Origin of the sequence: Aerophototrophica crusticola (assembly GCF_012913305.1) — a bacterium.
Lineage (GTDB): Bacteria > Pseudomonadota > Alphaproteobacteria > Azospirillales > Azospirillaceae > Niveispirillum > Niveispirillum crusticola.
Map to the genome: position 1 here is coordinate 2,774,881 of NZ_CP051775.1, position 17,900 is coordinate 2,792,780.

A 17,900-nucleotide genomic window follows, 5' to 3' on the forward strand; every position below is an offset into this window, starting at 1 on the left:
CGGCACGGACACGCCACGGACAGGCACGGACGAGAAAGGATTGGCTGCGCCGCTTGGGTCGGGTGCCGCCGGAGGCATTGTTCCTTGTCCGTGTCGTCCGTGCCCTTGTCCGTGACGTCCGTGAAAAACCTTCACGCCTTCAGGAAGGTCACGCCGCCGCCATGTCCAGCGCCGGGTAGTCGGTGTAGCCCTTGGCGTCGCCGCCGTAGAAGGTAGCGCGGTCGGCCGGGGCCAGGGGTGCTCGCAGTTGCAGGCGGCGGACCAGGTCGGGGTTGCTGATGAAGGGGATGCCGAAGGCCACCGCGTCGGCGGCACCCGACTCCACCGCCTGGACGGCGCTGTCCCGGTCATAGCCGCCGTTCAGGATGTAGGGCCCCGTGAAGGCCCGGCGCAGCAGGCCCGCCACGCCGGGTGCCCCGGCCGGGCCCGCCATGGGATGGCCGGGCACCACCGGCTCGATCACATGCAGGAAGGCCAGGCCGAAGCGGTTCAGCTGCTCCGCCGCGTGGCCGAAGGTGGCGGCGGGGTCGCTGTCGGTGATGTCGTTGAAGGGGTTGGTGGGGCTGAGGCGCACGCCCACGCGGGACGCGCCGAACACGTCCACCACCGCCGCCGTCACCTCCAGCAGGAAACGGGCGCGGTTCTCCACGCTTCCACCGTACTGGTCGGTGCGCTTGTTGGTGCCGTCGCGCAGGAACTGGTCGATCAGGTAGCCGTTGGCGCCATGGATCTCCACCCCGTCGAAGCCGGCGGCCTTGGCCTGGGCGGCGCCGTGGGCGTACTGGGCGACGATGCCGGCGATCTCCCCCGTCTCCAGGGCGCGGGGGGTCGGGTATTCCTTCATCCCCTCATGGGTATAGACGCTGCCCTTGGCGGCGATGGCGCTGGGGGCCACCGGCAGGGCCCCGCCCGGCTGGAACACGGGGTGGGAGATGCGGCCCACATGCCAGAGCTGGAGCGCGATCCTGCCGCCCGCGGCGTGGACGGCGTCCACCACGGCCTTCCAGCCCTCCACCTGCGCCTCGTTGAAGATGCCGGGGGTGTCCGGGTAGCCCTGGCCCTGCTGGCTGACCTGCGCGCCCTCGGTGATGATCAGGCCGGCGGAGGCGCGCTGGCGGTAATAGTCCACGGAAAGCGGGTTCGGCACCTGGCCGGCGGCGGCGCGGCTGCGGGTCATGGGGGCCATCACCACGCGGTTGGCGAGGTCGATGTCGCCCAGCCGCACGGGGCTGAAAAGGTCGGTCTTGCTCATGGTCGTCGTCCGGGAGACGTTCAGGGGGGACCCGCCGCCGGGGCGGCCGGGTTCACGGAGGGATATAATGTACCGGTCAGTAAAGTAAAGTGACCGCCATCACCCTTCTCCGCCCGAAAGGGGGACCTGTGCGCTTTCTCCGGAAAACATGTCCCGTGCCCCTCGCATTTCCAGGGGGATGCCGTAAGATGCGGGCGCGGGCCGCACCCCTGGCCCGTGCCACCTGTCCGGACCGATGGTCTATCTAGAAATTGCCGCCGTCCTGCTGCTGATCCTGCTGAACGGTTTCTTCGCCATGTCGGAGCTTGCGGTGGTCTCCGCCCGCAAGCTGAGGCTCCAGCAATTGGCCGAGGAGGGGCGCAGCGGCGCCCGGATCGCCCTGGTGCTGCAGGAGGAGCCGTCGCGGTTCCTGTCCTCCGTCCAGATCGGCATCACCCTGATCGGCATCATCAACGGCGCCGTGGGCGGCGCCACCCTGGCGGACCGGCTGGGCACGGTGCTCGATTCGTACCCCCTGCTGGCGGGCTATGGCCGCACGGTGGCCGTGGTGCTGGTGGTCTTCGCCATCACCTACCTGTCTCTGATCGCGGGCGAGCTGGTGCCGAAGCGCATCGCCCTGAACAGCGCGGAGCGGATCGCCGTCTTCGCCGCGCCGATCATGAACGGGCTGAGCCGGGCCACCTCCCCCTTCGTCTGGCTGCTGGGCGCCTCAACCGAGGCCATGCTGCGGCTGCTGCGGGTGCCGGAGAAGAGCGAGCATGTGATCACCGAGGAAGAGGTGAAGAACATGATCGCGGAGGGCACCGCGTCCGGTGTGTTCGAGCCGGAGGAGAAGCGGATGATCGAGGGCGTCATGCGGCTGGCCGACCGCACCGTCCGCTCGGTCATGACGCCCCGGCTGGAGGTGAAGTGGCTGGACGTGGACGACGAACCCGCCGCCATCAAGCAGGACATCCGTGAGAGCGGCCATTCCCGCCTGCCCGTCTGCCGGGGGGAGTTCGATGACGTGCTGGGCATCGTCCATACCAAGGACCTCCTGAACAGCCTGCTGGGCGACCAGCCCTTCGACCTGCGCCACGCCATCAAGGACGCGCTGGTGGTGCATGACGGGACGGAGGTCATGCGCCTGCTGGAGCTGTTCAAGCAGTCGGGCGAGCAGATGGCCGTGGTGGTGGACGAGTACGGCACGGTGGAAGGCATCGTCACCCTGACCGACGTGCTGGAGGCCATCGCCGGGGAGCTGCCCGAATCGGGCGACGACGCCGACAGCGACCTGGTCCGCCGGGCCGACGGGTCCTTCCTGATCGACGGCATGCTGGCGGTGGAGGAGGTGGAAGCCCATCTGGGCCTGAAGTCCCTGCGGGACGAGGACAGCGGCTACCACACCCTGGCCGGCTTCCTGCTGTTCAAGTTCGGCCGCATCCCCACCGCCGGCGAGGTGGTGGAGCATGACGGCTACCGGTTCGAAGTCGTCGACATGGACGGCCGCCGCATCGACAAGGTCCTGGTCAGCATCGTGCCCGACGCGGAGATGGGGGCGTGAGGTGATGCCCCCGGTTCGGCGGGTGTCGCGTGCTTGAAGGCGTGGCGGAAGGATTTGGGCACGGATGAACCCGGATGATGTCCGGATGGTCAGGGATGCCGGGGTGCGGTGACGCCTGACGTGACTATCGGAAAGCCATCAATGCCTGCGGCGCTTCCAGGGGAAGGCGCCGCAGGCAGGCGCCCATCCCGTCTGGCATCCCTTCCGCAGGCAAGCCGCTAAATCCGTGTCATCCGGCATCCATCCCTTTCATCCGTGCCCAAATCCTTCCGCACCCCCTCCACCCCGATGTCACCCCCGCATTGTCGCCCGGTCCCCGCAGAAGGGGTTGGTCTGGCGTTCCTGGCCGAAGGTGGACGGGTTGCCGTGGCCGGGCAGGAAGGTGATGTCGTCGCCCAGGGGGAACAGCTTTTCCCGGATGCTGCGGATCAGCGTGGCGTGGTCGCCCCCGGGGAAGTCGGTGCGGCCGATGCTGCCCTGGAAGATCACGTCGCCCACCACGGCGAAGCGGCTGGGGGCGTGGTAGAATACCACATGGCCGGGGGAGTGGCCCGGGCAGTGCAGCACCGACAGGGTCAGGTTGCCCACCGTCACCGTGTCCCCCTCCGCCAGCCAGCGGTCGGGGGTGAAGGTCTTGGCGTAGCGCATGCCGTATTCCAGGCCGCGGACCGGCAAATCCTCCAGCCAGAAGCCGTCCGCCGTGTGCGGCCCTTCCACGGGCACGCCAAGCTGCGCCTTCAGGTCCGCCACGCCGGCCGCATGGTCCACATGGCCATGGGTGACCAGGATGCGCTCCACCGTCAGCCCGTGCTGGCGCAGGGCGGCCTGCACCTGCGACGGCTCCCCGCCCGGGTCGATCACCGCGGCCTTGTTCGTGGCCGTGCACCACAGGATGGAGCAGTTCTGCTGGAACGGCGTGACCGGGATGATCATCGCCTTCAGCGGCGGGAGGGTCTGGGCGGTCATCGGGTCATCCCCCGTAGGTCGGATTAGCGGCGTCCGCCGCGTAATCCGACGGCTTTCGCCGTCGGCGTCGGATTACGGTGCATCGCACCTAATCCGACCTACCACAAGCCTCCTCACCCCTCCACCCACGCGATGCGCAGGATGTTGGTGTTGCCCGGGGTGCCGAAGGGGACGCCGGCGGTGACGACGATGCGGCTGCCGGCGGGGGCCAAGCCGTGGTCGTGGGCCAGGCGGGTGGCCTTCTGCACCATCTCGGCGAAGGTGTGCACGTCACTGGTGTGGATGGCGTGGACGCCGAAGGACAGGGTCACCCGGCGGGCCGTGTTCAGGTTGCTGGTCAGGCCGATGATGGGCACGTCGGGCCGTTCCCGCGCGGCGCGCAGGGTGGTGGAGCCCGAGGTGGTGTAGGTGACGATGCTGGCCGCCTGGATGGTGCGGGCCACCTGGCGGGCGGCGGCGGTGATGGCGTCGGCCGTGGTGCTTTCCAGGTCGGGGTGGGCGGCGTCCACGATCTTCTTGTAGTTGGGGTCCCGCTCCACGCGCTTGGCGATGCGGTCCATGATGGTGACCGCCTCGATGGGGTACTGGCCGGCGGCCGTCTCCGCCGACAGCATCACCGCGTCCGCCCCGTCATAGACGGCGGTGGCCACGTCCGATGCCTCCGCCCGGGTGGGCGTGGGGGAGGAGATCATGCTTTCCAGCATCTGGGTGGCCACGATCACCGGCTTCCCGGCGATGCGCGCCTCCCGCACGATCTGCTTCTGGAGGGAGGGCACGTCTTCCGGCGGCATCTCCACGCCAAGGTCGCCGCGGGCCACCATGATGCCGTCGGACAGCTCGACGATCTCTTCCAGGTGCTGGATGGCGCTGGGCTTCTCCAGCTTGGACAGCAGCGCCGCCCGGCCGGCGATCAGGCGCCGCGCCTCCGCCACGTCCTCCGGCCGCTGCACGAAGGACAGGGCGACCCAGTCCACGCCGATCTCCAGGGCATAGCGGAGGTCGTCCCGGTCCTTGGGCGTCAGCGGCGACAGTGGCAGCACCGCGTTGGGCACGTTCACGCCCTTGCGGTCGGAGATGCGGGTGCCGGCCTCCACCTCCGTCTCGGCGAAGTCCTCCCCGTGGCGCAGGACGCGCAGCCGCACCTTGCCGTCATCCACCAGCAGGATGGTGCCTTCGGCAATGGCGCGGAAGATTTCCGGGTGGGGCAGGCCCACGCGGGTCGCGTCGCCGGGGGTCTTGTCCAGGTCCAGGCGGAACTTCTGGCCCTGGGTCAGGGTCACCGGCCCGTTGGCGAAGGTCCCGACGCGCAGCTTGGGGCCCTGCAGGTCCGCCATGACACAGACGGGGCGGCCCGACTCCTCCTCCACCGCGCGGATGGCCCTCAGTCGCTCGGCATGGTCCTCTTGGCGGCCATGGCTGAAGTTCAGGCGGAACACGTCCGCCCCAGCCTGGAACAGGGCCCGGATCATCTCCGGGCTGGAGGAGGCCGGGCCGAGGGTGGCCACGATCTTGGTCAAGCGCTCACGGTGAAGGGTGGCGGCCTTGCGCTTCATGGATGGCGGTGTCCTTCTGGGGGTCCCGGGCGGCGGGCCCTGCCGGGCCTTCTGTAATGGAATTACACGATCAGGATCGCGCGAAAGTCATTGACGTTGGTGCGCGTCGGCCCCGTCACGACAAGGCTCCCAATGGCCTTGAACAGGGTGTAGGCGTCATTGTCCGCCAGGGCTTGGGTAGGATTCTTACCCGATTGGCGGGCCTCTGCCAAGCCATTGGGGGTAAGGATCGCCCCGGCCGCGTCTTCCGTCCCGTCGATCCCGTCCGTGTCGCAGGCCAGGGCCCAGACATTGGGCGCCCCGTCCAGGGCCAGCGCGAGGCCCAGCAGGTACTCCACGTTCCGCCCGCCGCGGCCCTGCCCGCGCACGGTCACCGTCGTTTCCCCGCCGGACAGGATCACGGTGCCCGGGGGGTGCTGCCGCGCCAGGACGGCATGGGCGGCACCCAGCTCCCGCGCCTCCCCCTCCAGGTCGTCGCCCAGGATGACGGGGTTCAGCCCGTGCTGCCGGGCCAGGTCCGCCGCGGCCTGTAGCGCCCGGGCAGGGGTGGCGACCATGCGGAATTCCGCCCGGTCCAGGCGCGGGTCGCCGGGCTTCGGCGTTTCCTCCGCCGCGCGCTCCAGGTGGGCGGCCACGGCGGGGGGTGGGGTGATGCCATACTTGGCCAGGATGGCGCGGGCGTCGGCGAAGCTGGTGGGGTCCGGCACGGTGGGGCCGCTGGCGATGGTGGCGGGGTCATCCCCCGGCACGTCGGACAGGCCCAGTGTCACGCAGGCGGCGGGGAACGCGGCGGCGGCCAGCCGCCCGCCCTTCACGGCGGACAGATGGCGGCGGACGGTGTTCATCTCCCCGATATTCGCCCCGCTGCGCAGCAGGGCCTTGTTCACGGCCCGCTTGTCCTCCAGCGTCAGCCCCGGCGCCGGTAGGGACAGCAGGGAGGAGCCGCCGCCGGAGATCAGGCAGAGCAGCAGGTCCCCCTCCCCCACACCCGCCGCCAGTTCCAGGATGCGTTGCGCCGCCTGCTGGCCGGCGGCGTCGGGCACGGGGTGCGCGGCCTCCACCACCTCGATCCGGGATGTGGGCGCCCCATGGCCGTAGCGGGTGACGACCAGGCCGGAGAGCGGGCCCTGCCAATGCGCCTCCACCGCCGCGGCCATGGCGGCGGCGGCCTTCCCGGCCCCAACCACCACCGTGCGGCCGGCGGGCGGGGGCGGCAGGGCCGGCGGGACCACCGTGTGGGCGGCGACGCTGTCCACCGCCGCGTCGAACAGGGCACGCAGCAAGGCTGCCGGTTCCAGACCCAAGACGACCCTCCGCCATCAGCATCCACCCGTCCGGCGGGCGGTTGCCGGCATCATGCGTCAGCCGGCGGCGGGACGGAAGCCGTGAAGCGCAAGGGGCCGAACGGTTTCCGAACCGGAACCACCTTTCCCCCAGCGGCATGCTGGGCTAAAGCTTGGGGCCACCATGGATGCCCCCGCCCCCCTGCTCACCCCCGGTGAGCCGCCCGCCGTCACCGTCCTGAACAGCCAAGGCCGCGCGCCGGTGCTGCTGGTCTGCGACCATGCCAGCAAGCGCGTGCCCGACGCGCTGGCCGACCTGGGCCTGCCGGACGCGGAGCTGTCCCGCCATATCGGCTGGGACATCGGGGCCGCGGCGGTGACGGAACGGCTGGCCGCCCTGCTGGACGCGCCCGCCGTGCTGACCGGCTATTCCCGGCTGGTGGTGGACTGCAACCGCCGCCCGGACGACCCCACCCTGATGCCGGAGATCAGCGACGGCACCATCGTGCCCGGCAACCTGAACCTGACGGCGGCGGAGCGGGAGCGGCGGCTGGCGGCCCTGTTCCGGCCCTATCACGACACCGTGGCGGGCCTGCTGGCGGCGAGCCTGGACCGGGGCATGGTGCCGGCGGTGATCTCCGTCCACAGCTTCACGCCAGTGATGCGGGGCTTCGCGCGGCCCTGGCATGTGGGGGTGCTGTGGAACCGCGACCCGCGGCTGGCCGTGCCCCTGCTGGAGTCGCTGGCCGCGGAGGGGGACTTGGTGGTGGGGGACAACGAGCCCTACTCCGCCCGCACCGGTTGCGGCCACACCATCAACACCCATTGCGAGCCGGCGGGCATCCCGTCCGTCATGCTGGAGATCCGGCAGGACCTGATCGGGGACGCAGACGGCGCCAACGCCTGGGCCGACCGGCTGCACCGGCTGTTCCGGCCCATCCTGGCCCGGGACGGGCTGAATGGTCTGAGGGTCTACTGAGCCGCTCAATCCCGCGGGGCGGCCGCCTCCAGCAGGGGGCCGACATCCAGGGCCTGCAGGTCGGCCATCACGGCCTGGAGTTGCTGGGCGCAGCGGCGGAGCTGTTCCGCGTGGAAGCGCATGGTGGCGGCATGGCTGGCGAGGTGGCCGTAGGGGAGGCGGGTCCGCATGTCGATGACCATGTCACGGCTCCTCAATGTCCAGGTATGGAATGCGTGTAATAAGCCTATGAGGTAATCCGACTGGCGCGGAGGTCCAGTCCGCGTTAGGTGCGAAGGGATCGCCATCCCCTTGGCTTTCGTTATAGGTCGAAAGCGAGTGTGCCAGAAAAGCCCAGGGGGAGGAGGGGTGATTCGCCGCGCTATCCCTGTGGATAGGAGGGATGGCGACGCCCCCTTGCCAGGGCCGGGCCGGAGGTGCCATCTCCTGGGCCAGACAGAGCCATCCACCCGAGGAGCCACCACCATGGACGACGCCACCCGTACCGAACTGGAGGCCGCAGCCTTCCGCCGCCTGGTCCAGCACCTGCGGGACCGGACGGACGTGCAGAACATCGACCTGATGAACCTGGCCGGCTTCTGCCGCAACTGCCTGTCCAAATGGTACCGGGCCGCGGCAGAGGAAAAGGGCATGGCCATGAGCTATGACGAGGCGCGGGAGATCGTCTATGGCATGCCGTACGAGGAGTGGAAGGCAAAGCACCAGGTGGAGGCCACGCCGGAGCAGCAGGCCGCCTTCGCCAAGAGCAGCGCCGCCAGCCACTGAGGGCATCGGCCCGGCATGACGGGCGGGGACAAGGGCGTGCCGCCCCTTCCCCGTCCCTTGCGCGGGCCCGTCGGCGTGGGTATGGTCGCGCCCTTCCGAACGACCACCCGAACGAGGCACCCCCATGTCTGACGCGGCAACCACGACCGACGTCGGCGGCATCGCAGCCGAGCGCCTTCGCTCCTTCATCGAGCGCATCGAGCGCCTGGAGGAGGAGAAGAAGGGCATCCAGGACGACATCAAGGACATCTTCGCCGAGGCCAAGGGCACCGGCTTCGACGTGAAGACCATCCGGCAGATCATCCGCCTCCGGAAGATGGAGAAGGACGACCGGCAGGAGAGCGAAGCCCTGCTGGAGCTGTACAAGGCCGCCCTGGGCATGGAGTGACCCGTCGGGGCGCGCCGGGCGGGGGCAAGGGCCCCAAGGTCGCCGGCGCGCCCCCACCCCATTGGGGCGAATGACCGGGAACCGGGCCCGGGATGCCGGCGTGCCTGGGCCGGCGGGGGTGTCCGGTGGGGCCATGACGCCCCGATATCCCCTTTCAGCTTGCAGGCCTATCCGCAAAGATATACCTCCCTTTGGCAGGAAGCCGTGTCGGCGCAACCGCGGTAGCGGATAGGACGTCGGGACGGCCTTGGCCTGACCGATCCCGCGCGGCGTGCCGGCTGGCCTCGCCGGGCTCCCCGTTGTGCCGGAGTGCCATGTCCGCCCTGGACGTACGCCCCATCTTCTATGTGATCGGCAGCCTGCTGGTGGTGCTGGCCACGGCGATGCTGGTGCCCATGCTGGTGGACCTGTCCACCGGCCACCGGGACTGGCAGACCTTCGCCGTGTCCGCGGCGCTGACCTTGTTCTTCGGCGTGCTGCTGATGCTGACCAACCGCACCCGCGGCATCAGCCTGAACCTGCGCCAGACCTTCGTGCTGACCACGCTGGCCTGGATCGTGGTGTGCCTGTTCAGCTCCCTGCCCTTCATGCTGTCGGAAAGCAAGCTGGGCTTCGCCGACGGCTTCTTCGAGGCCATGTCGGGCCTGACCACCACGGGGGCCAGCGTCTATGCCACCGTGTCCGACCTGCCGCCGGGCATCCTGCTGTGGCGGGCCTTGCTGGTCTGGCTGGGGGGCATCGGGATCGTCGGCATGGGTATCGTGATCCTGCCGTTCCTGCGGGTCGGCGGGATGCAGCTGTTCCGCGCCGAATCCTCCGACAAGTCGGACAAGGTGGTGCCGCGGGCGGCGGACTTGGCGTTGGGCTTCGGCTGGGTCTATCTGGCCCTGACCATCGCCTGCGTGCTGGGCATGACCACGGCGGGCATGGGCGTGTTCGACGCCATCTGCCATGCCATGGCGGCGCTGGGCACCGGCGGCTTCAGCACCCAGGACACCTCCATCGGCGCCTACAAGAGCCCGGGCGTGGAGTGGGTGACCATCCTGTTCATGTATCTGGGCTCCCTGCCCTTCGTCCGCTTCATCAGCATGGTCCGGGGCGACACCACCGCCCTGTGGCGGGACAGCCAGGTGCGGAACTACACCGTCTTCTGCCTGGTCGTGTCCGCCGTGCTGGCCCTGTACCTGCTGGGGTCGGGGCAGATGGGGATCGGGGAGGCGTTCCGGCACAGCCTGTTCAACTGCGTGTCCCTGATCACCACCACCGGCTTCGCCAGCACCGATTATACCCTGTGGGGGCCGGGGCCGGTGGCGCTGTTCTTCATCCTGACCTTCGTGGGCGGCTGCACCGGCTCCACGTCAGGCGGGATCAAGATGTTCCGGTTCGAGATCCTGTGGCTGGCCCTGCGCACCCAGGTGCACAAGCTGTTCAGCCCCCGCCGGGTGCTGCCCCTGGCCTATAACGGGAAGCCGGTGGACGCGGAGGTGATCGTGTCCGTCATGGGCTTCACCTTCGTCTACATGGCGCTGATCCTGATCATCGCCGTCGGCTTGGGGCTGACGGGGCTGGACTTCGTGACCGCCATATCCGGTGCCGCCTCCGCCCTGGGCAATGTGGGCCCGGGGCTGGGCAGCCTGATCGGGCCGGTGGGCAACTATTCCACCCTGGAGGACGAGGCCAAGTGGCTGCTGTCCCTGGGGATGCTGCTGGGCCGGCTGGAGCTGTTCACCGTGCTGGTCATGCTGAGCCCCAACTTCTGGCGGACCTAACAGCCCTCGACGAAGCCCCGACTCCGGTTTAAACATCTGTTTGAACCAAGAACACCGGGGAGGAACCGTCGATGAGCCGCATGGACCCGCGCGAGATCGCTTTCCTGCTGGACGAGGTGCTGGAGGTGCCCGGCCTGCTGGACCGGCCGCGCTTCGCCCACCTGGACCGCGGCGCCATCGACCAGGTGCTGGAGACGGCGGCCAAGCTGGCGGATGAGAAGTTCGGCCCCCACTACCACGAGGCCGACAAGCACGAACCGGACCGGGAGGGCGGCACCGGCAAGGTGGTGATGATCCCGCAGGTGAAGCAGGCGGTGGACGCCTTCGCCGAGGCCGGGTTCCTGGCCGCCCACCATGATGAGGAACGGGGCGGGTTGCAGCTGCCCTGGACCGTGGTGCAGGCGGCGTTCAGCTTCTTCCAGACCGCCAACATCGCCACGGCGGCCTATCCGTTCCTGACCATCGGCGCCGCCAACCTGATCGACAGCTTCGGGACCGAGGCGCAGAAGCAGCGCTACATGGCCCATATGCTGACGGGCCGCTTCTTCGGCACCATGGCCCTGTCGGAGCCGCAGGCGGGCAGTTCCCTGGCCGACATCCGCACCCTGGCCGTCCCCAACGAGGACGGGTCCTACAGCATCACCGGCACCAAGCAGTGGATCAGCGCCGGGGAGCATGAGCTGTCCGAGAATATCGTCCACATGGTGCTGGCCAAGATCAAGGGCGGGCCGGTGGGCGTGAAGGGCATCAGCCTGTTCATCGTGCCCCGCTACCGGGTGAACGAGGACGGGAGCTTAGGTGACCACAACGACGTGCGGCTGGTCAGCCTGCTGCACAAGATGGGCTATCGCGGCACCACCAGCACCATCCTGGCCTTTGGCGAGGAGGGGCGGTGCCAGGGCTTCCTGTTGGGGGAGCCGCACAAGGGCCTGTCCTACATGTTCCAGATGATGAACGAGGCGCGGATCGGTGTGGGCCTGGGGGCGGCGGCGCTGGGCTATGCCGGCTACCGCTACAGCCTGGAATACGCCAAGACCCGGCCCCAGGGGCGGCCGGCCCACGCCAAGGACCCGGCGAGCCCCATGGTGCCCATCATCGAGCACCCGGACGTGAAGCGCATGCTGCTGCAACAGAAGGCGGCGTCGGAGGGGGCGCTGGCCCTGTGCCTGCTGTGCGCTCGGCTGGTGGATGAGGAGAAGACCGCCGAGGAGCCCGAGGCCCGGAAGCGGGCCGCCCTGCTGCTGGAGGTGCTGACCCCCATTGCCAAGTCCTGGCCCTCGGAACACTGCCTGGAGGCCAACAAGTGGGCCATCCAGATCCTGGGCGGCTACGGCTACACCCGCGACTACCCGGTGGAGCAGTATTACCGGGACAATCGCCTGAACCCGATCCACGAGGGTACCTACGGTATCCAGGCCCTGGACCTGCTGGGCCGCAAGGCCTTCATGCAGGACGGCGCCGCCCTGGCCCTGCTGGGGCAGGAGGTCCAGGGCACCATCAAGGCCGCGGCCGAGGTGCCTGCCCTGGCGGGCTATGCGGCGGAGCTGGGCAAGGCCCTGGCCCTGGTGGGGGAGACGACGGCCACCCTTGGCAAGGCCATGGCCGGGGGCCAGGCGGCCCCCGCGCTGGCCAACGCCGTGGCCTATCTGGAGCTGGTGGGCCACACGGTGCTGGCCTGGACCTGGCTGCGGCTGGCCCTGGCGGCGAGCAAGGCCCTGGCCGAGGGCCGCGGCGACCCGGACCATCTGAACGGCAAGCTGGCGGCCTGCCGGTACTTCCACGCCTGGGAACTGCCCAAGATCCGGGCGCAGGCCAAGCTGCTGCAAAGCCTGGACACCACCACGCTGGAAACGCCGGCGGCGTGGCTGTGACGCTGGGTGACGTAACGAGACCTTAAGGTGACCAAAGGTGACGCTTAAGGTGACACGCGTCACCTTCCAAGTGCCTGGGAATGCTGGGACTTACGCCTTAAGGAGACTAACGAGACGGGGTCGGCACCACGTCACCTTTGTCTCCTTAAGCGCGCCCGGTCGGGCATGAAGGGGCCGCTGACGGCGGACGATGCTGCACGATGACCAAGACCCGGCGCCCGTGGGGGCACTGGGGTGGAGTGTGGCATGGGATAGGATTTTTGTCCAGGCGGGGCAAGCTCAGGGGGCGTCAGGCCGGGAGCACGGGGACTCTGATGGCCTTGGCCGCGGCAATGAGTTCCGCGTCCAGGCTGGCGAGGGGCAAGTCCCGACTATGCGCCAGGGCCAGATAAGCGGCATCATAGATCGTCAGCCGATGAGCGCGCGCCAACATGACGATAAGATGAGTGTCGGCAGGCAGCGGAGGGGCAACCAAGGTGACGTCCACCCTGCCAAGCTGGCTGATGAATCCTGCCACCTCGTCGGCCGTGACCCGGCGGCGACGCTCCGCCATCAGAAGTGCATTCGTGACTTCCAGCGACCACAGGGCCGGGGCGACGGCCCCTTCCGTTATGATCCGGTCCCATAGGGTGTCGATGGCGTCGTCCTTCTCCTCCGGGAACAGCCACGCCAACGTGACCGACGCATCGATCACGACGCTCAACGCCGGCCCTCGTTAATCAAGTCCTTGATGGACAGACCGCGGAGGGACAGTCCGGCACGGATGCGGCGGACCTCCGCCTGGATGGCGTCAACCTCTTCCCGCGAGACGACACGCCGCTCCGCGGCGGCCGGGCGCAGTTCGACCAGAGGCGCGCCCGCCTCGGTGACGACGACGGTTTCCCCGCTGGCGACGCGGCGGACCAGGGAGCGCGCGGCGTCGGGTATCTGCTCGATGGGCAGGATGGTGTCCATGGCTGTCCCCTTCCGGCTTCAGATGATAGGCGCGGCGGAGCGCGACGGGAAGTCCTATGCCTGGATTGAGGCGTAAGGGGAGTATTTGAACGCAGAGGACGCAGATGGCCGCAGAGGACACGGAGGGGTGCGTTTCCTTGCATGGTGGCGCCCCCGTCCCCTCTCCCCAGGGAGAGGGGAGGGTCAGTCCTGCCCGGTGCGGCGCACGGCACCTTCGCGGCCGGGTTCGGTGATGAACTCAATGCCGGCGGCCTCGAAGCAGGCGCGCAGGGCGTCGATGGTGGAGGCTTGGGGGAGGGTCTTGCCGGTCTCGAGGTTGTTCAGGGTGTTCTTGGAGACCTTGGAACGGTCGGCCAGCTCGTCCAGCGTCCAGGCCAGCAGGGCGCGGGCGGCGCGGCACTGGGCGGGGGAGAGGGAATAGCGGGGACCGGATTGGGTGGCGGGCCTTGACACCAGGAACCTTCTTGTGATCATATCACAATAGTTGGCGGAGAACCCCGCCCCACCCCCACCCTACCCAAGATGCCCCGCCGCGGCAAAGCCCGGCGGGACCGGAGGCGCCTTGCCATGATCAGCCCTGCCATCGCCGCCGCCCGGGCCAAGCTGGAGGAGATCGAGCGCCGGATGCAGACGGCCGGCGACGACGAGTCCAACCGCCTGTCCGCGGAGCTGGAACGCACCACCCTGTGGCTCGCCCGCGAACCAGCCCTGTCCCCCGCCGACAGCGCCGCCAAGCTCCAAACCCTCCTGACCCGCCTCCGCCGCGACCTCCCCCCAGACAACGCCCCGGCGGTTACGGATTACCTGCTGCTGGAGAGTGCGTTGGCGGGGTAAAGTCATGCAATCAAGAGATTTCTTGAGAGTTTATGCAGCCTTATTGTTCTCCTGTTCGGAGCTTTCAGTTTCATCAGATCGCTTCTTCATTGCTGCTTTAGCTGCGGCTGTAATGGGCGCTATTATTTCCGAAATATAGGTGTTCTGCCTTTGCGGGATAGACTTCAATGCCGTAATAGGATTAAATAGCAATTCCTCAAATGCGGCTGCTGCCATTGCTTGGTCATGGTTGGGGGCTTGCTTTCTAAATCCATCTATTGAAGCGGCTACTGTGTATTTATATGCGTATTGCTCTCGAAGGAGAAAATTCTGACGATACTGGTTGATGTTGAATGCTGTCAGCACTAAAGATGGAAACATTATGGCAATCCTGATTGCCATCCCAGAAATAAACTTCAGAACTTCGTTAGTTTCACCGGTTGCCGAACCTACGCTTGGCAATGAAATAACTTCTTTCAGAAAAGGCAAAGAATTGGTGGCAATGAGTACACTCAGAAATAAGAAACCTATGGAAACATAAATAGACTTCCTGAGTCTTCCAAGCTTCTCATCAAGGCTCGCCTTCTCCTTGATAAAAGACTCCGATAGGCCAGCTGCCGTTGCCGTTCCTAAAACTTCTTTAGCCTGAACCACCAGATTTTCTGCTTCTTTGCCTGTAGCTTTCAATATCTGCGATACCTCAGCAATGGTCTTTCGACCGGACTCAATTTCCTTCTCGCGGCTCGATAGCTTCCGGTCGAATCCAACCATGCGCTCATGCAAAGCTTTTGCATCGGCATCAAGGACAATTGCTCTTTCAATGATGTTTTCTAGCTTAGAGAACTGAGCGTTAGACTTTCCAGCTAGATCATCTATTTGTCGTTTGTATAGATCGCATTGTTCATGCAGCAGCTTCAATTCTTCAGCTAAAGCTAAATTGCGTGACCTGAGGGTCTCAAGCTCAGCAATATGCGCGGCGACTTCTGACGATTTCTCATTTGCGACCCGCGCTGCAGTCGCCGACATCTCCACGTTTTTTGAAATTTTGTCGAGAGCATCCGAAAAATCGGCAACAGATTTTGGCCGAGATATGACCAGAACTGGAGCCAATGCCGCAAATAGGTTATCAATATTCTGCTCAACTTGCCTCAGCGACTCTCCAAAATTATATGCATTGCCATTTGAAGAATACAGATGCTGATTAGATGGCTCATACCGAACAGGCTGTCCAGCTTGCATTGCTGAATTGAAACTATTCAATGCAGCTTTCAAATTATTATTTACTTCGCTAAAATGTGAATTTAACGCTTTTACCTGGCTGTATGGAATGAGCAGATAAGCCCTCGACTCGCCTTTTGCAACACTCCGAACTGTTTCTGATGCAAGAATGGCACGGCGGCAAATATCAGAAAATGACCGCACAAATGTTTGCTGAGTAATCGCACAGGTTTCCCCCAGCCGGCCCAATAACTCCAGAAGGCGAAGAGCGGATTCCCGGGCATTTGCAGCAACGGTTTCAGAATTCTTCCAAAGCTTGTCAACCATAGAATCCGCTCTCCAAAACTCACTGACAGGCCAAGCACTCCTCGTACTTGTTCGCCTCCTTCGGCGCCTCCAGCACGGCCTTTTCCTGGGTCTGGCGGCTCTCCGCGCGCTGCACGGAGAGGCTGCGGAGGTAGTAGAGGCTCTTGACGCCGCGCTTCCAGGCCTGGAAGTGGATCTGGTGCAGGTCGCGCTTGTGGACGTCCGCCGGCAGGAAGATGTTCAGGCTCTGGGACTGGCAGACGAAGGGGGTGCGGTCGGCGGCGTGTTCGATCAGCCAGCGCTGGTCCAGCTCGAACGCGGTCTTGAACACGTCCTTCTCATCCTGGGACAGGAAGTCCAGGTGCTGGACGGACCCGCCGGTCAGGGTGATGTCGGACCAGGTGTCTTCGTCGTTGCGGCCGTACTTGTCCAGCACCGCCTCCAGGTGCTTGTTCCGCACGGACCAGGAGCCGGACAGGGTCTTGTGGGTGTAGGCGTTGGCGGCGTTGGGCTCGATGCCGGGCGACGCACCGCCGGTGATGATGGAGATGCTGGCGGTGGGGGCGATGGCCAGCTTGTTGCTGAACCGCTCCATCACGCCGTATTCCGCCGCGTCGGGGCAGGGCCCGCGCTCATGGGCCAGCTTGACGGAAGCGGCGTCGGCCTGGCGCTTGATGTGGGCGAACATGCGCTTGTTCCAGACCTTGGCCATCACCCCCTCGATGGGGAGCATCTGGCTTTGCAGGAAGCTGTGGAAGCCCATGACGCCCAGGCCCACCGAGCGTTCCCGCATGGCGCTGTAGCGGGCGCGGGCCATGTCGTCCGGCGCCTTGGCGATGAAGTCGGTCATCACGTTGTCGAGGAAACGCAGCGTGTCCTCGATGAAGGTGGGGTGGTCCTGCCACTCCAGGAAATATTCCAGGTTCAGGCTGGACAGGCAGCAGACGGCGGTGCGCTGCTGGCCCCAGGGGTCCAGGCCCGTGGGCAGCGTGATCTCACTGCACAGGTTGGACATCTTCACGTTCAGGCCGGCCAGCTTGTGGTGCTCCGGCACGGCCTTGTTCACGTGATCGATGAACAGCAGGTAGGGCTCCCCCGTCTCCACCCGCGCGGTCAGGATGCGAATCCACAGGTCGCGCGCCTTCACCATGCGGATGGTGGCGCCGTCCTTGGGGCTGGTCAGCTTCCAGTCCTCATCCGCCTCCACGGCGCGCATGAAGGCGTCGGGGATGACCACGCCGTGGTGCAGGTTCAGGGCCTTGCGGTTCGGGTCGCCGCCAGTGGGGCGGCGCATCTCGATGAACTCCTCGATCTCAGGATGCGAGACGGGGAGGTAGCAGGCGGCGGAGCCGCGGCGGAGGGACCCCTGGCTGATGGCGAGGGTCAGCGAATCCATGACGCGGATGAAGGGGATGACGCCGGACGTCTTGCCGTTGCCCTTCACCTTTTCGCCGATGGAGCGGAGGTTGCCCCAGTAGGAGCCGATGCCGCCGCCCTTGGCCGCCAGCCACACATTCTCATTCCACAGGCCGACGATGCCCTCCAGCGAGTCGCTGGCCTCATTCAGGAAGCAGGAGATGGGCAGGCCACGCTCGGTCCCGCCATTGGACAGGACGGGGGTGGCCGGCATGAACCACAGGCGCGAGATATAGTCGTACAGGCGCTGGGCGTGGGCCTGGTCGTCGGCGTAATAGCTGGCCACGCGGGCGAACAGGTCCTGGTAGGACTCGCCCGGCATGAGGTACCGGTCCTTCAGCGTCTCCTTGCCGAAGGCGGTCAGCAACTCATCCCGGGAATGGTCCACAACCACCGCCGGCTTCTTGGCGTACTGGACCTGGCCGAACACGTCGCCACCCTGCGGCGTCCACTCATGCACTTCGCCGTCACGCATCGGATTATCCCCGTTTTCCCCAGGCCCTGAACCAAGCCGCTTCTGTGGATAAGTTGGGTGTCGGCCCAATATCTAGCGGCGGCGGCGGCGGATCGTACCAGATGCGGGAACAGCCACAAGCGGCTTTTTGTGCCCTATGTCCATTAGGGGTGCCTCGGGGTGATAGGGGGTTTGCGGGGGCCCATGGCGGGCGGGGCGGAAGGATTCGGGCACGGATGAACGGGATGAAGGCCGGATGCACGGGGATGGCCTGGGGGATGCTTCGGGTGGGATGGGGCCGGTGGATTGGGGAAAAGGACATTCACGGACACACACGAACACACGCACGAACACGCACAAAAAGAAGGAA

General features: G+C 66.6%; 17 protein-coding genes. 7 read left to right on the top strand and 10 right to left on the bottom strand.

Features of this window, described 5'->3' with window-relative positions:
- Nucleotides 1-148 precede the first annotated feature (148 nt).
- Complete coding sequence (locus tag HHL28_RS13580) at nt 149-1,252, bottom strand: alkene reductase (protein WP_075772415.1); 1,104 nt, start codon at nt 1,250-1,252, stop codon at nt 149-151.
- A 235-nt stretch (nt 1,253-1,487) separates the two neighbouring features.
- Between HHL28_RS13580 and HHL28_RS13585 the strand changes: the two genes are divergently transcribed.
- Nucleotides 1,488-2,795, top strand: coding sequence for a hemolysin family protein (locus HHL28_RS13585; RefSeq protein WP_075772416.1), 1,308 nt, complete (start codon nt 1,488-1,490; stop codon nt 2,793-2,795).
- A 291-nt stretch (nt 2,796-3,086) separates the two neighbouring features.
- Here the strand turns inward: HHL28_RS13585 and HHL28_RS13590 are convergent, their stop codons facing one another.
- The 3 genes from HHL28_RS13590 to HHL28_RS13600 form a co-directional block, all read right to left on the bottom strand.
- Nucleotides 3,087-3,761 carry an MBL fold metallo-hydrolase gene (locus HHL28_RS13590; protein WP_075772417.1) on the bottom strand — a complete coding sequence of 225 codons (675 nt, stop codon included), beginning with the start codon at nt 3,759-3,761 and terminating at the stop codon, nt 3,087-3,089.
- 113 nt (nt 3,762-3,874) lie between these two features.
- Nucleotides 3,875-5,314, bottom strand: a complete 1,440-nt coding sequence (gene pyk / locus HHL28_RS13595) for a pyruvate kinase (protein WP_075772418.1) — start codon at nt 5,312-5,314, stop codon at nt 3,875-3,877.
- 62 nt (nt 5,315-5,376) lie between these two features.
- The gene (locus tag HHL28_RS13600) at nt 5,377-6,597 is read right to left on the bottom strand and encodes a glycerate kinase type-2 family protein (protein ID WP_404325768.1); all 1,221 of its coding nucleotides are present in this window, start codon (nt 6,595-6,597) and stop codon (nt 5,377-5,379) included.
- A 184-nt stretch (nt 6,598-6,781) separates the two neighbouring features.
- Here HHL28_RS13600 and HHL28_RS13605 point away from each other — a divergent pair, with 184 nt between their 5' ends.
- The gene (locus HHL28_RS13605) at nt 6,782-7,576 is read left to right on the top strand and encodes an N-formylglutamate amidohydrolase (protein WP_075772420.1); all 795 of its coding nucleotides are present in this window, start codon (nt 6,782-6,784) and stop codon (nt 7,574-7,576) included.
- Nucleotides 7,577-7,581: 5 nt separating this feature from the next.
- Here HHL28_RS13605 and HHL28_RS13610 read toward each other — a convergent pair whose 3' ends face one another.
- On the bottom strand, nt 7,582-7,758 hold the full coding sequence (locus tag HHL28_RS13610) for a hypothetical protein (protein WP_169655282.1): 177 nt from the start codon (nt 7,756-7,758) through the stop codon (nt 7,582-7,584).
- A 283-nt stretch (nt 7,759-8,041) separates the two neighbouring features.
- Here HHL28_RS13610 and HHL28_RS13615 point away from each other — a divergent pair, with 283 nt between their 5' ends.
- The 4 genes from HHL28_RS13615 to HHL28_RS13630 all read left to right on the top strand — a co-directional run bounded on the left by HHL28_RS13615 (nt 8,042) and on the right by HHL28_RS13630 (nt 12,369).
- Complete coding sequence (locus HHL28_RS13615) at nt 8,042-8,341, top strand: DUF1244 domain-containing protein (protein ID WP_075772421.1); 300 nt, start codon at nt 8,042-8,044, stop codon at nt 8,339-8,341.
- Nucleotides 8,342-8,465: 124 nt separating this feature from the next.
- Nucleotides 8,466-8,729: a DUF2312 domain-containing protein gene (locus tag HHL28_RS13620; protein WP_075772422.1), complete on the top strand. Its 264-nt coding sequence runs from the start codon at nt 8,466-8,468 to the stop codon at nt 8,727-8,729.
- A gap of 314 nt (nt 8,730-9,043) precedes the next feature.
- Nucleotides 9,044-10,498: a TrkH family potassium uptake protein gene (locus HHL28_RS13625; protein WP_083699343.1), complete on the top strand. Its 1,455-nt coding sequence runs from the start codon at nt 9,044-9,046 to the stop codon at nt 10,496-10,498.
- 71 nt (nt 10,499-10,569) lie between these two features.
- Complete coding sequence (locus tag HHL28_RS13630) at nt 10,570-12,369, top strand: acyl-CoA dehydrogenase (RefSeq protein ID WP_075772423.1); 1,800 nt, start codon at nt 10,570-10,572, stop codon at nt 12,367-12,369.
- A 289-nt stretch (nt 12,370-12,658) separates the two neighbouring features.
- Here the strand turns inward: HHL28_RS13630 and HHL28_RS13635 are convergent, their stop codons facing one another.
- From HHL28_RS13635 to HHL28_RS13645, 3 genes are all read right to left on the bottom strand, one after another.
- Nucleotides 12,659-13,063 carry a type II toxin-antitoxin system VapC family toxin gene (locus HHL28_RS13635; protein ID WP_404326931.1) on the bottom strand — a complete coding sequence of 135 codons (405 nt, stop codon included), beginning with the start codon at nt 13,061-13,063 and terminating at the stop codon, nt 12,659-12,661.
- 5 nt (nt 13,064-13,068) lie between these two features.
- Nucleotides 13,069-13,323 carry a hypothetical protein gene (locus tag HHL28_RS13640; RefSeq protein WP_075772425.1) on the bottom strand — a complete coding sequence of 85 codons (255 nt, stop codon included), beginning with the start codon at nt 13,321-13,323 and terminating at the stop codon, nt 13,069-13,071.
- Between the two features lie 183 nt (nt 13,324-13,506).
- Nucleotides 13,507-13,776, bottom strand: coding sequence for a helix-turn-helix domain-containing protein (locus HHL28_RS13645; protein ID WP_404325772.1), 270 nt, complete (start codon nt 13,774-13,776; stop codon nt 13,507-13,509).
- 114 nt (nt 13,777-13,890) lie between these two features.
- Between HHL28_RS13645 and HHL28_RS13650 the strand changes: the two genes are divergently transcribed.
- Nucleotides 13,891-14,157, top strand: a complete 267-nt coding sequence (locus HHL28_RS13650) for a hypothetical protein (protein ID WP_169655284.1) — start codon at nt 13,891-13,893, stop codon at nt 14,155-14,157.
- A 30-nt stretch (nt 14,158-14,187) separates the two neighbouring features.
- Here the strand turns inward: HHL28_RS13650 and HHL28_RS13655 are convergent, their stop codons facing one another.
- On the bottom strand, nt 14,188-15,681 hold the full coding sequence (locus tag HHL28_RS13655) for a hypothetical protein (protein ID WP_169655286.1): 1,494 nt from the start codon (nt 15,679-15,681) through the stop codon (nt 14,188-14,190).
- A gap of 19 nt (nt 15,682-15,700) precedes the next feature.
- Nucleotides 15,701-17,551 (bottom strand): ribonucleoside-diphosphate reductase subunit alpha, encoded by a 1,851-nt coding sequence (locus HHL28_RS13660; RefSeq protein ID WP_169655289.1) that lies wholly within the window; start codon nt 17,549-17,551, stop codon nt 15,701-15,703.
- Nucleotides 17,552-17,900: the final 349 nt, after the last annotated feature.